At 70.2% G+C, this 13,844-nt stretch carries 14 protein-coding genes and 1 pseudogene; 10 read left to right on the top strand and 5 right to left on the bottom strand.

Going from position 1 to position 13,844, the window contains the following annotated elements:
• Positions 1-123 precede the first annotated feature (123 nt).
• Positions 124-1,353, bottom strand: coding sequence for an ROK family transcriptional regulator (locus M1M07_RS02225; RefSeq protein WP_248673183.1), 1,230 nt, complete (start codon positions 1,351-1,353; stop codon positions 124-126).
• Between the two features lie 481 nt (positions 1,354-1,834).
• Between M1M07_RS02225 and M1M07_RS02220 the strand changes: the two genes are divergently transcribed.
• The 4 genes from M1M07_RS02220 (at position 1,835) to M1M07_RS02205 (ending at position 5,980) form a co-directional block, all read left to right on the top strand.
• Entirely contained in the window at positions 1,835-2,779 is a 945-nt protein-coding gene (locus tag M1M07_RS02220) for a TauD/TfdA family dioxygenase (RefSeq protein WP_197256621.1), read from the top strand.
• Between the two features lie 500 nt (positions 2,780-3,279).
• A complete protein-coding gene (locus M1M07_RS02215) occupies positions 3,280-4,086 on the top strand; it encodes a biosynthetic peptidoglycan transglycosylase (protein WP_248673172.1) in 807 nt (268 codons plus the stop codon).
• 68 nt (positions 4,087-4,154) lie between these two features.
• Positions 4,155-4,904: an SDR family NAD(P)-dependent oxidoreductase gene (locus M1M07_RS02210; protein WP_197256616.1), complete on the top strand. Its 750-nt coding sequence runs from the start codon at positions 4,155-4,157 to the stop codon at positions 4,902-4,904.
• A 29-nt stretch (positions 4,905-4,933) separates the two neighbouring features.
• A complete protein-coding gene (locus tag M1M07_RS02205) occupies positions 4,934-5,980 on the top strand; it encodes a DUF2804 domain-containing protein (protein ID WP_197256614.1) in 1,047 nt (348 codons plus the stop codon).
• 15 nt (positions 5,981-5,995) lie between these two features.
• Here M1M07_RS02205 and M1M07_RS02200 read toward each other — a convergent pair whose 3' ends face one another.
• Together M1M07_RS02200 and M1M07_RS02195 are read right to left on the bottom strand one after the other, a co-directional pair.
• Entirely contained in the window at positions 5,996-7,168 is a 1,173-nt protein-coding gene (locus M1M07_RS02200; protein WP_248673171.1) for an Ig-like domain-containing protein, read from the bottom strand.
• 48 nt (positions 7,169-7,216) lie between these two features.
• Positions 7,217-8,311, bottom strand: a complete 1,095-nt coding sequence (locus M1M07_RS02195) for a UDP-N-acetylmuramate dehydrogenase (RefSeq protein WP_308200757.1) — start codon at positions 8,309-8,311, stop codon at positions 7,217-7,219.
• Positions 8,312-8,335: 24 nt separating this feature from the next.
• Here M1M07_RS02195 and M1M07_RS02190 point away from each other — a divergent pair, with 24 nt between their 5' ends.
• Genes M1M07_RS02190 through M1M07_RS02180 form a run of 3 tightly spaced genes read left to right on the top strand, consistent with a single transcriptional unit; the run spans position 8,336 to position 10,175 of the window.
• On the top strand, positions 8,336-8,842 hold the full coding sequence (locus tag M1M07_RS02190) for a DUF2505 domain-containing protein (RefSeq protein ID WP_197256612.1): 507 nt from the start codon (positions 8,336-8,338) through the stop codon (positions 8,840-8,842).
• A 42-nt stretch (positions 8,843-8,884) separates the two neighbouring features.
• Complete coding sequence (locus M1M07_RS02185; protein WP_197256610.1) at positions 8,885-9,385, top strand: DUF2505 domain-containing protein; 501 nt, start codon at positions 8,885-8,887, stop codon at positions 9,383-9,385.
• 13 nt (positions 9,386-9,398) lie between these two features.
• A complete protein-coding gene (locus M1M07_RS02180) occupies positions 9,399-10,175 on the top strand; it encodes a class I SAM-dependent methyltransferase (RefSeq protein WP_197256608.1) in 777 nt (258 codons plus the stop codon).
• A 58-nt stretch (positions 10,176-10,233) separates the two neighbouring features.
• On the opposite strand, the gene M1M07_RS02175 is transcribed toward M1M07_RS02180, so the two are convergent.
• On the bottom strand, positions 10,234-10,851 hold the full coding sequence (locus M1M07_RS02175) for a type IV toxin-antitoxin system AbiEi family antitoxin domain-containing protein (protein ID WP_197256606.1): 618 nt from the start codon (positions 10,849-10,851) through the stop codon (positions 10,234-10,236).
• A 104-nt stretch (positions 10,852-10,955) separates the two neighbouring features.
• Between M1M07_RS02175 and M1M07_RS02170 the strand changes: the two genes are divergently transcribed.
• Entirely contained in the window at positions 10,956-11,696 is a 741-nt protein-coding gene (locus M1M07_RS02170) for a DUF2993 domain-containing protein (RefSeq protein ID WP_248673170.1), read from the top strand.
• 13 nt (positions 11,697-11,709) lie between these two features.
• On the opposite strand, the gene deoC is transcribed toward M1M07_RS02170, so the two are convergent.
• Entirely contained in the window at positions 11,710-12,375 is a 666-nt protein-coding gene (gene deoC / locus M1M07_RS02165) for a deoxyribose-phosphate aldolase (RefSeq protein ID WP_248673169.1), read from the bottom strand.
• Between the two features lie 62 nt (positions 12,376-12,437).
• On the opposite strand from deoC, the pseudogene M1M07_RS02160 reads away from it, so the two are divergent.
• Both M1M07_RS02160 and M1M07_RS02155 read left to right on the top strand, forming a co-directional pair.
• A pseudogene (locus M1M07_RS02160) lies at positions 12,438-12,961 on the top strand (GNAT family N-acetyltransferase).
• 10 nt (positions 12,962-12,971) lie between these two features.
• Positions 12,972-13,823 (top strand): class I SAM-dependent methyltransferase, encoded by an 852-nt coding sequence (locus M1M07_RS02155; RefSeq protein WP_248673168.1) that lies wholly within the window; start codon positions 12,972-12,974, stop codon positions 13,821-13,823.
• Positions 13,824-13,844: the final 21 nt, after the last annotated feature.

The raw sequence follows: 13,844 nt of genomic DNA, 5'->3' as shown, positions 1-13,844 counted from the left end.
TCGCCGCATACGTGCGGTGGCGCAATGCTCGTGCCGAGCCGAAGACCCGGTTCGCCCCGGACTCACCGATCCGATCGTGGACCGAGTACCCGCATTACACGGCCAAGGTTGCTTGACGAGGCACTAGCCGCGCGACCGCCGCATCGAGCCGAGCGGATCGGAGTACAGCGAGCTCAACGACACCACGCCGGCCGCATGCGCCTGCACCCGGTTGCCGAACCCGGTGATGCGAATGTCCTTGCGCGGCAGGTTCGATGCCCGCGCGAACGCCTCGGCCACGTGCGGCACACCGGCGGGGTACTCGGTGAACGCCTGGCCGCCGAGGGTGACGCGGTCGGGGTTGAACAGGTCGCGGAGCATCGCGACGGTGCGGCCGAGGACGGTGGCACGGTCGACGAGGATCTCGTGTGCGGGCGCCGAACCCTCGCGGGCGAGCTTGTAGAGCGCGCCGATCGTCGGATCCTCGACGTCGCCGAGCAGGCCGGCCTCGCGGGCCTTCAGCAGCACCGCCCGGTCGCTGACGGTGGCCTCGAGGCAGCCGGTCGCACCGCACGAGCACACGGCCGTCGAGCCGGTCGGCAGGTGCGCGATCGACCCGGGACCGCCGTTCGGGGTGTGCACGCGGCCGTCGAAAGTGATTGCGATACCGGTGGTTTCGCGAGCGTAGAAGTAGAGGCCGGTGCCCTTGACGTCGGCCTCACGATCCGGGGTGAGCAGCAGTTCCGACGCGGCCATCGCCTCGACGTGCGCGGCGACCGAGACCGGGAGACCCATACCGCGGCCGATGATCGCGCCGACACGCGCGCCGCTCCAGCCGAGCCGCGGGTGGTCGACGAGGCCGGTCTCCGAGTCGACGCGGCCGCCGAGCGCGACCCCCACCCACAGCGGGGTGCGGCGGTGCCAGCGGGACGCGAACGACCGCGCGCTCGCGGTGATCGCCCCCAGGACGACATCCTGATCGCCTCGGGGCGTGGGGATTTCGACGGCACCGATGATACGCCCGCGCAGATCCGCCGCGACGATCCCGGTGACGACGGCACCGATGTGGATGCCGATGGTCAGGTACGGCTCGTGGTCGACCTCGAACGGGACGCGCGGACGGCCGATGGCGCCCGAGGCCGCGAGATCGGCACGCTCACGGAGCAATCCGGCCGAGAGCAGTGCCGAGACCTGCCGGTTGACGGTGGCGATGCTCAGGCCGGTGACCTTGGCGGCGACGTCGCGGGACACCGGCCCGCGGGCCGCGGCGACCCGGAACACCGATGCCGCGGTGCCGTCGGCGATCCGCAGGTCCGGCGCGACGATCTGCACCCGAGCGGTGGAACGGGCCCGGGCGGTCGCGGTCTGCGCGATGCGACGGGAACCGGTGGTGGAGGTGCGAGCGGACTGGACGGGAAGCGTGGAAGTCGACACAGGTGTGGAATCCTCGTGATTCGGCCCGGACGGGCTGGCGTGACACGGTCATGAACGCGCCGAACCGCTGCGACGTGCGTGGACGTCGTCGAACAGTCGATCAGAGGGAAAGCCAGAACAGGCTCGGACCCGGCGCGAAACTACTGGATGGCACCGTGACAACGACAACAGAGTTCCCGTGCCAGAGGCAAGCGCGAGCCCAGCGCGGCGGTCACGTACGTGACCCGCGGGGCGGAGTGGCGGCCTGCTGACATGCCGTCGAACATAACGCGTGCGGACGCGGCTGTCCAATTCAGGCCGAAAAGGTAGGGAATTCTCGCGGCGCCGACCACCCCGAATCAGGCTGAGTCGAATGGTTCTGCCATGAGGGACCTGATGTTTGCATGGGCGCATCCACCCATTTCCTCGCGAAAGGCCAGTCATGTCCGTCGATTTCGCATCCCCCACCACCGTCCCGACCACCCCGACCGTCGTGAAACTGGGCGCACATCTCGGTGCCCGCATCGACGGCGTCCGGCTCGGGGGCGACCTCGACCCGGCGACGGTCGCACTGATCCGCCGTGCGCTCGGCGAACACAAGGTGATCTTCTTCCGTGGGCAGGACCACCTGGACGACGACGCGCAGTACGCGTTCGCGGAACTGCTCGGCACACCGACGACCGCGCACCCGACCGTCAAGTCCCGCGGAGTCCGGATCCTGCCGATCGACTCCGACTACGGCAAGGCCAACAGCTGGCACACCGACGTCTCGTTCGTCGATCGCATTCCGAAGGCGTCGATCCTGCGGGCGGTGACCCTGCCCGAGTACGGCGGGTCGACGGTGTGGGCGTCCGGTGTCGCCGCGTACGAGGGACTCCCGGCTCCACTGAAGGCGCTCGTGGAGAACCTGTGGGCCGTCCACACCAATGTCTACGACTACGCGGCCGAGAGCGCCGAGCGTGCCACCGAACGGACCGCCGAGTACCGCGACGAGTTCCGCTCCGAACTGTTCGAGACCGAGCATCCTGTGGTGCGGGTGCACCCGGAGACCGGGGAGCGGTCGCTGCTGCTCGGCCACTTCGTCAAGAACTTCGTCGGTCTCAGCGGCAACCAGTCCCACGCCCTGTTCCGGCTGCTGCAGGACCACCACCAGAAGCTCGAGTACACCACTCGCTGGAACTGGCAGCCCGGCGACGTCGCGATCTGGGACAACCGCGCCACCCAGCACTACGCGGTCGCCGACTACGACGAGCAGTACCGTCGCCTGCACCGCATCACCCTGGCCGGGGACGTCCCGGTGAACATCCACGGCGAGCGCAGCCGTCCGCTCGCCGGGGACGCCGGCGAGTACTCGATCGTCGAGACCGACACCGCACCCGCCCGATAGGGGCGGACGGGTCGCACTCCGGCCGACGCCGGCAAGAGTGATCGATCCGATACGGCCGTCCCCGACCGCACCCGCCACTATGGAATGCGGTGACACGGTGAGCGGGACGGAGTTGACGGATGTGGTGGCCGAGCAGGTGCGCGTGCGGCCGGTGGGCGCGACCCGGGGAGAAGGTCGTGGACGGCCTCTGCCCCCGGTGCCGGGCCACCCGGGACCGGTACCGGCCGCGGCCTGTCCGGGCCGGGTCCGAGCAGTACCGGTCCCGAACTGCCGGGTCCGCGGCACCCGGGTCTGCGCCGCGGCCGGGACCGCCCCCGAATCCGCAGTACCGGACGCCACCGCAGTCATCGCCCCGCCGCGGGCTGCAGTGGCGTCCTGCACCGTCCCGGCCGAGCGCCCCGACGTGGCCGCGCCCCGCGCAACCGGACACACCTCCGGTTGCGGCCGGCCGACGTCGTCGACGACTGCGAGTCGCAGCGGTCGCGGCCGCCGGGGTCGTGGTGCTGCCGCTGTCCGGAATGGCCGTCGTCGCGGCGTCGCTGCGCTGGTGGACACCGTCACAGTCCAACTTCATGCGGATCGACGACGGACCCATCGCCTACCAGTACGTCTCGATCGACCACATCAGCCGCTACGTCATCGCGTCCGCCGTCGCGCACGAGGACGACCTGCTCGGACTACGGAAGCAGGCGTTCCACTGGGGTGACTTCCTCGACCGCGCCACCGCCGTCCTGTCCGGCGAGCGTCAGCAGACGTATTCGACGATCCCCCAGCAACTCGCGAAGAACATGTTCTTCACCCCGGACCAGAGCATGCTGCGCAAGGCCGTCGAGGTGGTGCCGTCCGTCGCATTGCGGGCCACCATGTCCGACGCGCGGATCATGGAGTTGTACCTGAACTACGCGCAGTTCGGACCCGACCTCTACGGGGTGTGCGCAGCGAGCTGGTACTACTTCGACACGCCACCGTCGGAGATGTACCCCTATCACGCGATGCAGCTGGCCGGGATGCTGCCGAACCCCGAGGACGTCGTGCGGCTGCCCGGCGGTGGCGTCGACACCTCGCCGGACGCCCCGTATCCGAGCGCGGCATTCCACATCAACGGCGCCGCCAACGTCGACCTTCCGGCCCGCTTCGACGCGTGGGGCGGCTGGCAGAACATCACGGCGTCGCTCGGGATCGAGGACTCCGCAGCCGATCACGCCGACGCCCGCCCGAGCGCGGATTCGTGCTCGACGATGCCCGACTCGGTCCGTGAGCGGCTCGCCGTCGAAGATCCGGGCTTCGTCTCCGCCGGGGGCATGTGAGTCCGGGGGCATGTGAGGCGCGGCGCCGCCGCCCGGTGACGGGCACGGGCGCGTCCTAGGATCGACGCATGAGTATCTCCCCAGATTCGCGCGTCGCCGTCGTCACCGGGGCATCGTCCGGGATCGGCGAAGCCACCGCCCGCACTCTCGCCGCGCAGGGCTACCACGTCGTCGTGGGTGCCCGCCGACTCGACCGCCTCGAGAAACTCGCCGAGGAGATCGGCGGCACCGCACTCGAACTCGACGTCACCGACGAGGATTCGGTCACCGCGTTCACCACCGTCCTGCCGCGCGTGGACGTGCTGGTCAACAACGCCGGTGGCGCGAAGGGACTGGCGACGGTCGCCGAGGCCGACGAGGACGACTGGCGCTGGATGTGGGAGACGAACGTCATCGGCACCATGCGCGTGACGAAGGCGCTGCTGCCCAAGCTGATCGAGTCGGGGGACGGACTGATCGTGACGATCACGTCGGTCGCAGCGTTCGAGGCGTACGACAACGGCTCCGGATACACCTCCGCCAAGCATGCACAGGCGGTGGTGCACCGGACGCTGCGCGGAGAGCTGCTCGGCAAGCCGGTGCGGCTGACCGAGATCGCCCCCGGCGCCGTCGAAACCGAGTTCTCGCTCGTGCGATTCGAGGGCGATCAGGAACGTGCCGACAAGGTGTACGAGGGCATCACGCCGCTCGTCGCACAGGACATCGCCGAGATCATCGGGTTCGTCGCATCGCGCCCCTCGCACGTGAACCTGGACCAGATCATCGTCAAGCCGCGTGATCAGGCGAGTGCGGGCCGGTTCCATCGCGTGAGCAAATAACACCGCGTGAGCAACTAACCTCTGGAGGTATGCAGCAGCAGCGTCTTTCGCCCGGGCCACTGCTCGACGACCGCGGCCACCTCGAGCAGGCGGGCTGGGCCACCGCCGAGATCCGCACCTACGACCGGGCGCGGATCTCGGCGTCGCGGCTGCGCATCAAGGAGTGGGACTACTACTGCATCGTCTCCGACCCGACCTCCGACCCCGCTTCCGGTCCGGTCGGACTCGCGCTGACGGTCGCCGACAACGGGTACATGGGCCTGGTCGGGTTGAGCTGGCTGGATCTGGCCGCCGGCACGGAAACCACCGAGAACAAGCTGATCCCGTTCCCGCTCGGCCGGATGCGGATGCCGTCCAGCGCCGACACCGGCGACGTGGTCGTGCGCCGGGGCGCGCTGCGCGTCGAGTTCCGCCACGAGACGCAGGGGCGCCGCCTCATCGTCGACCATCCGGGCTTCGACGGCGGCCGCGGCCTGTCCGGGGACCTGCTGCTGCAGCAGCCCGACGACGACCGCATGGTGATCGCTACACCGTTCCCGCGGGCCCCGAAGGCGTTCTACTACAACCAGAAGATCAACTGCCTGCCCGCGGCGGGCACGATCGAAGTCCGCGGTGTCCGGCACGAGTTCGACCCGGCGTCCACCTTCGGCGTCCTCGACTGGGGCCGCGGTGTGTGGACCTACGACAACACCTGGTATTGGGGTTCGGCGTCCGGGCTGCACGAGGGAAAGCGGTTCGGTTTCAACGTCGGCTACGGCTTCGGCGACACCACCGCCGCCTCGGAGAACATGCTCTTCCACGACGGGGTCGCACACAAACTCGACCGCGTGCACTTCCACCGTCCGCACGGCAGCTACGACGGCGCGCCGTGGCGTTTCACGAGCAACGACAGCCGTTTCGAGATGGACTTCGAGCCGATCGTCGATCGCGCCGCCGACGTCAACGCGCTCGTCGTGCGGTCCACCCAGCATCAGGTGTTCGGACGGTTCAGCGGACACGTGCTGCTCGACGACGGCACCCGCCTCGAGATCGAGAACCTGCTCGGTTTCGCCGAGGAGGTCCGCAACCGCTGGTAGACCCGCCCGGAAGACCTACAACGCGGACATCGACTGCCAGGTCTGCCAGTCCACGGCCCAGTCCCACAGGTCCCCGTCCGCCTCGGACAGGTCGATCGAGGTGCCGCTGACCTCCACCGGATCCCCGTACATCGCGATCGCGAAGTACTCCTGCGCGTCGGACATCGACAGGTTGATGCACCCGTTGGTGACGTTGGAGGCGCCCTGCTGGCCGGTGGTGAGCGGGTTGGCGTGGATGAACTCGCCGTTGTTGGAGATCCGCACGGCCCAGCGCTCGCGCACGTTCTCGTAGTACGGCGGGTTCGACATGAGGAAATCCTCGTGCTTCTCGGTGACCACGTGGATGCCGCTGCGCGTGACGTTGCGGGCCTCGGAGCCCTCGCCGTAGCTCACCGGGATGTCCATGACCGTCTGCCCGTCGCGCACCACCTGCATGCGGTGGCTCTGCGCGTTCGCGACGACGACCTGGCTGCGGCCGATACCGAAGTCGAGGGTCAGGTCCGCGGCGCCGTACGCGCCGTCGCCGTAGGCGAGTCCGTAGAGCCGCGCGTCCAGGCTCACCGTCGTACCGGGCGCCCAGTACTGCCGGGGCCTCCAGTGCGCCCGCGCGCCGCCGTTGTCGTCGGGCAGCCACGCCCAGGCACCCTCGGTCGGCGGGTTCGTGGTGACCACGAGCGCCTTCTCGACGGCGGCCTTGTCCTCGATCGGACCGTCGAACTGCACGATGATCGGCGCGGCGATCCCCACCTCCTGACCGTCCGCGATGTTGAGGGTCGCGGAGACCACCTCGTCCGGTTCGACGGTCGAGAAACTGCCCTCCACCGCGACCTCGTCACCGTCTGCGCCGATCACGGACCCCGACCATTCGTAGGTCGCGCCGTATCCGAGCGGTTCCGTGACGGTGTAGCTGTGGCCGTCCGCGGCGAGTTCACCGGCGACGACGACCCCGGACTCGGTGTTGGTGAGCGCGATATCGGTGAGGGTGCCGTCGGTCGCGGTCACCGAGATCGGTGCCGTGGGAGCCACGTCGGTGGCGCCGTCTGCCGGGTTCATGGTGGCCCCGACGGCCGGTTGCGGGTCGCCGGCGATCGAACCGCCGTTCGACGTCGAGCAGGCGGCGAGCACCGCGACGAGAGCGAGGCACCAGAGCCACACCAACCGATTTGTCCGTTTACGCAGGTCGTGCACCCTCTCCACGGTACGCGCGGGGCAGATGTGACCCGGACCTCGGCGGATTCAGATCTCGACGCCGACCGGCACCGGTTCCGGCTCGAGCCGCACACCGAACACCTTCTGCACCCCGTCCCGCACCTGCCGGGCCAGCGCCACCAGATCCGCGGCGGTCGCGTTCCCGCGGTTGGTCAGTGCGAGCGTGTGCTTCGTCGACAGCCGCGCGGGGGCGTCCGCCGACGGGAAGCCCTTGCCGAATCCGGCACGTTCGATGAGCCAGCCCGCGGACAGTTTGGTGCCGCCCTTCGCGGGGAACTGCGGGATCCGCACATCGGCGCCGACGCGTTCGGTGATCGCCGCGAGCACCGCGGGCAGCGCGCCTTCGGGCACGACCGGGTTGGTGAAGAACGAGCCGGCGCTCCACGTGTCGTGATCGGTCTCGTCGAGCACCATGCCCTTGCCGCGACGCAACGCCAGCACCTGCTCGCGCACCTCCGCGGCCGGGCGGCGCTCACCCTCCTCTGCGCCGAGCGCGGTCGCGAGCTCGCGGTAGCCGAGCGGCGCGCTCGACCCGTCGGGCCGGACCTCGAGCTCGACGTCGACGACGAGCGCCGCGTCGGAATGCTTGAGCACACTCGTCCGGTATCCGAGACCCAGGTGCTCCGGACCCACCCAGCGCACCTCACCGGTCCGGCGGTCGAGCAGCCGCACCCGCCGCAGCACCGACCCGACCTCGACCCCGTACGCCCCGACGTTCTGCACGGGGGTCGCCCCGGCGGACCCGGGAATCCCGGACAGCGCCTCGAGGCCGCCGAACCCGGCCGAGACCGTCCGGGCGACGACGTCGTCCCACACCGCGCCGGCTTCGATGCGCACCGAGTCGGTGTCGAGTTCGACGCCGGTGGTCGCGATCTTCACCACGACACCGTCGAATCCCGCGTCGCCGACGACGAGGTTGGATCCGCCGGCCAGGATCAGCGTCGGCACCTGCTCGGCGTCGAGCAGGCGCACGACGTCGACGAGAACGTCGGTGGTGGCGCATTCGGCCAGAACTCGGGCGGGTCCGCCGAGCCGCAGCGTCGTCAGGGTCGACAGCGGCACCTGCTCGGACACCGTGGCTCCCGACTCGGCGAGGCGGGCAGCGATACGTGGATCGGACACCCGCAAACGGTAGCGTGACGAGCCATGGGTACCCCTATCGACCATTCCGCGCACTACGAGTTCCCCGCCGCGAACGTGCACGCGGCGCTCGTCGACCCGGAATACTGGCGTGAGCGCCTGGCGCGGGTCGGCGGCCCCGGCGCCACCATCGAGGACGTGAAGACCTCCGCCGGAACGATCGACCTGCACATGACGCAGGCCATCCCCGCCGAGCACCTGCCGAGCGTGGTCACCAGCATCCGGCCCGGCGACCTGGTCATCCACCGGCACGAATCGTGGGAGCCGCTCGACGGCGAGCGTGCCCGCGGCCGGTTCTCGGCCGGTGTCGACGGGATGCCCGGCAGGGTCGAGGGTGCCTTCACGCTCGCGCCGGGCCGGACCGGGACGGTCGTCGAGATCGACGGCGAGGTCGAGGTGAAGATCCCGTTCCTCGGCGGGAAGATCGAGGGCATGATCGTCGAGCAACTCGTCGAACTGTTCGACGCCGAGCAGGAGTTCACAGCCGGCTGGCTGGGCCGATCCGGCTCCTGACGATTTTCGCGTGACCGGGGCGAACCGGTACCCTGGCCCGCTGTGGCACGGCGCATGAACTACTCCGCCCGCTATCCGTATCCGGCGGAGCGGGTGTACGAGGCGCTGCGCGATCCGGCCCACTGGGAGGCCCGGATGGTGGAGATGCGCAAGTATTCGCAGAACCACGTGGAGTCCTTCGAGGCGTCGGACTCCGGCATCTCGCTGGTGCTGCACCACATCCTGCCCCGGTCCGAACTGCCGGAGATCGCGCAGACGGTGATGAAGAAGGACCTGGTCATCACCCGCAAGGAGTCCTACAGCCCGTTCGACGGGAAGGCCACCGGACGCTACGAGGCGTCGATCCCGGCCGGACCGGGCAGCCTCACCGGCACGATGGAACTGTTCGCCGGCGACGACGGGTGCACGCTGCGCACGACGTCGGAGGCGAAGGTGCATCTGCCGTTCATCGGCGGCAAGCTCGAAGAGCTGATGCTGCAGAACCTCGTCGACCTGTTCCGCACCGAAGCGGAGATCACGGCCGACTGGCTGGCAGGACAGTAGGCCGGTCCCGACAGTGCGAACGCTACGCCCGGAAGGTGTCGTCACCCGCGGCACCACCGGCATCAACCGGCTGCGCCGCAGCGACCGCTGGGCCGTGCACCATTCCGGTATCGCCCGCGTCCTGCGGTCGGCACCGGATCCGCTGGTCGTCGATCTCGGCTACGGCGCGATGCCGGTGACCACGCTGGAGCTGGCGTCGCGGCTGCGCACCGTGCGCCCCGACGTGCGGATGGTCGGCCTCGAGATCGACCCCGAGCGGGTGGTTCCCGGCCGCGACGGAGTCCGTTTCGCGCGCGGCGGCTTCGAGCTGGCCGGGTTGCGGCCGGTGCTGGTCCGCGCGTTCAACGTGCTGCGGCAGTACCCGGAGGACGCGGTCGCGCCCGTGTGGGAGCGGTTGCGGTCGGGGCTGGCGCCGGGCGGTCTGGTGATCGACGGCACGTGTGACGAACTGGGCCGGCGCTGCGCGTGGGTGCTGCTGGATCGCGACGGTCCGCGCAGCCTGACGCTGGCGTGGAGTCCGTTCCACATCGACACCCCGTCCGACCTGGCCGAGCGGTTGCCGAAAGCGCTGATCCACCGCAATGTTCCCGGCGAGCGGATCCACGATCTGCTGCAGGCCGCCGATCGGGCGTGGGCGACCGCCGCTCCGCATGCCGCGTTCGGGCCGCGCGTCCGCTGGCGGGCCACCCTCGATCTGCTGCGCGGGCAGGGAATTCCGGTCGCCCCGCAGCGTCGCCGCCTGCGCGACTGCGTGCTGACGGTGCCGTGGGAGACGGTCGCGCCGAGCTGAGTGCGCTACGCGCTGGTGTGCCTTTGTGGCGGCCCCAGGCGCCACGAAGACACACCGCTCAACCGGCCGCGAGCAACGCGAGTTCGATGCGGTCGGCGACCGCAGCCGGCTGGTTCGCGACCGCGGCATGCAGCTGGTCGGAATCGACACGGCCGATCGCGAGGGCGTCACCGACCAGTTCGTCGAGCACCTCCTGGGACACCCCCCCGGCGGCGAGATCGACGGCGGTGCGCGCGGGGGTGGTCACGCGGAAGCACCCGACCATCTCGCAGTCCTCGTTCGACAACGCCCGATGGTGCAGCGCGAGCCGGTTGCTCGGCACGGTGCGCTGATCGAGCGTCGACAGATGCAGGAACCGCGGCTGCAGGTGACCCATCGCGTGCAGCTCCGCGGCGCTCTGGTGCGACACGACCGCGGCACCCTCGTACCACGCACACCACTGCGCGAACTCGTCGAACTTCGTGCGAGGGCTCTCGGCGAGCCGGAACAGGTCGTTCTCGACGCGCATCCACAGCCCCGCATCGATGCGCGTGACGAACGCGTCCGCGTCGATACCGTGCCCGATCGCCTGTCGGGCGGTGAAGAATCCGGCCTGCGTCAGTGCGAGTCGACGAAGCGCTTCGTCCGCATCGGCCCGCCCGGAGGCCCCGTATCCAGAACCCGTCCAGCTCGTCATGCCGCCAACAGTACCGAACAATTGTGGCCCAGCTCACAAATTCGAGGGCAGGTTGCCGCGCGCGGCTCAGAAGATCCTCAGAGTTGTCGGAAACAATCGGGCTCATGCCCAACTCGAAGCGCTCCACTCTCGCCACCGTCGCCGCCGTGGTCGTCGTCGCGCTCGTCGCGGTGCTCGTCGGCGCCGAGGTCTACGTCCGCAACCGGGCGACGACCTGCCTCGCACAATCGCTCGAATCCGAACTGGGAACCGGCGTCGACGTCGATCTCAGCTGGAAACCGGTGTTGCTGCAGGCGATCGACAAGAAGGTTCCGTCGGTGACGCTCGACAGCGACGACACCGCGTTCGGTCCCGCGAAGGAGATGACCGTCCACGCCGTGGCGAAGGACGTCGATCTGAACGCGACGGCCGACAGCGCCGGCACGATCGGCAGCTCCCGCGCCGACGTCGTGTGGCCCGCCACCGGCATTCTCGCGACCGTTCAGAGCCAGGGCCTCGGCTCTCTCGTCACCGCCGTCACCCCCGACGCCGACGCGGGCACCCTGCGGTTCACCGTCGGCGATGCCGGTCTCGCCGAGTTCACGGTGCGCCCGGTCGTGCAGGGCGGCGTGGTCTCGGTCGAGACCGTCGACGCGTCCGTGCTGGGGTTCGGTCTGCCGACCGCGCTCGTCGACGGTGTCGTGCAGATCCTCGCGACCGGTCTGCAGCAGTATCCGCTCGGCATGCAGGCCACCGCGGTCTCCGTCGACGACAACGGTGTGAACCTCACCCTCGAGGGCGGCCGCTTCACGATGCCGGCCCCGCAGGAAGGTCAGCAGCAACAGCAGGGCTGCAGCCTGATCTGAGGCAGCTGCCCGCTCAGTCCGGCAGTCCGTCGAGCACGGCCCGCGACGACGACAGGCCGAGCCGGGTGGCGCCGGCGTCGATCATCTCCAGCGCCGCCTCGGCTGTGCGGATGCCGCCGCTGGCCTTGACGCCGAGCCGGCCACCGACCGTCTCGGCCATCAACCGCACCGCGTGCGCCGACGCACCGCCGGCCGGATGGAACCCGGTCGACGTCTTCACGAAGTTCGCACCGGCGCGTTCGGCCGCGCGGCACGCTTCGACGATCGCGTCGTCGGACAGCACCGCGGATTCGATGATGACCTTGAGGACGGGGTCGAAACCGATGGCCTCGCGGACGGTGAGGACGTCGGCGAGCACCGCGTTCCAGTCCCCCGCGACCGCCGCGCCCACGTCGATGACCATGTCGACCTCCCGCGCGCCCTGTTCGACGGCCAGCCGCGCCTCGGCGCCCTTGACCAGAGAATGATGCTTGCCCGAGGGGAATCCCACGACGGTCGCGACGGTGACGCCCTCGGCGCGCAGCGGCAGCATGGACGGGGACACGCACACCGCGTACACCCCGAGTTCGACGGCTTCGTCGACGAGCGCGCGCACGTCGGCGGCGGTCGCCTCCGGCTTGAGCAGGGTGTGATCGATCATCGCGGCGACCTGGGCGCGGGTGTGTGCGGTGTCCGGCATGCCGCCAGCCTCCCACACCTTCCCTGCCGCCCCGTCCCACGGAATGCGGGAGGATGGTCGGCGTGCTGATCCGCCGCGAACTTCCCGCCGACGTCGACGCGATCGCCGAGGTGCATCGCTCGGCGTTCGCGCCGCTCACCCCGCCCGGGTCCGAGCCCGTCGAACCGGGACTCGTTGCGGCGCTGCGGGCGAGCAGCGCGTGGATTCCGGCGCTGTCGCTGGTCGCCGAGGACCGCGACGGCACCGTCGTCGGTCACGCGGTCGCGACACGCGGCACGATCGCGTCCGCTCCCGCCCTCGGACTCGGCCCGCTCGGCGTGCGGGCGGACCTGCAGTGCAAGGGCGTCGGCGCGGCCCTGATGCACGCGGTGCTCGGGGCCGCCGACGCTCTGGACGAAGCGGCCGTGGTGCTGCTCGGCCACGTCGACTACTACCCGCGGTTCGGGTTCGTGCCGGCCGCCGACCTGGGCATCGCCCCGGACGTGGCGGAGTGGCGCCGCACTTCCAGGCCCGCGCGCTGACCGCCCACCGACCGGGTGTGAGCGGTGTGTTCCGGTACGCCCCACCGTTCTACGAGATCGGCTAGCGTTTCGGGCATGGCCGATCCGATCGATCAGGTGGCCCGCACGTTCGACGACGCGAGCGACCGGTTCGACCGCCTGACCGCGACCGTGTGGGGCCCGGCCGGGCAGTCGCTCGTGTTCGCTCTCCGCCTCCACCCCGGCGACACCGTCCTCGACGCGTGCTGCGGTGCCGGTGCGTCCGCGTTGCCGGCGGCCGCGGCGGTCGGCCCGACCGGACGGGTCCACGCCGTCGACGTCGCCGCGGACCTGCTCGAGCTGGGCCGGTTGACCGCCGAGGAGCGCGCTCTGCAGAACATCGACTTCGTGTGCGCCGACGCCACCACGTGGGAGCCGCCGTCGTCGGTGCCGGAGGCCGGATACGACGCGCTGGCCATCTCCTACGGGGTGTTCTTCCTCCCTCACATGGACGCGAGTTTCGCGCGGCTCGTCGGCCTGGTGCGGCACGGCGGCCGGGTCGGTGTGACCGTGTGGCGGGCCGGCGCGATGACCGAGTTCACCGCCGTGGTGTTCGACGTCGCCACCCGGTACTCCCCCGCGTTGGCCGATCGGCAGTCGCTCCGCGACCGCACGCCGCTGCACCGCATCGACACCCCGGAGACACTCGAGGCATGGCTCGCCGCCGCGGGATGTCACTCCGTCCAGGTGGACGTGATGCCGAATCTGCTACCCGCCACCGACGAACTGTGCTGGAACCTCGTCGTGGGCACCGGTTTGCACAGCGTCCTCGAGGGACTCGACGAGCCGGCCGTGGAGGCGCTGCGGCAGGATCTGCTGACCGAGATCACCGAACGCGGCCTGCACACGATCGACGCGACCACCCTGGTCGGCACCGCGACCGTGCGGCGTCCCCCGGCGACCGTCTGACCGGCGGACCGGCACCCCGGA

This window comes from Rhodococcus sp. HM1 (assembly GCF_023218075.1).
Lineage (GTDB): Bacteria > Actinomycetota > Actinomycetes > Mycobacteriales > Mycobacteriaceae > Rhodococcus.
Note: the sequence above shows the minus strand (reverse complement) of the source record. Positions and strands in the feature narration are given on the sequence as shown.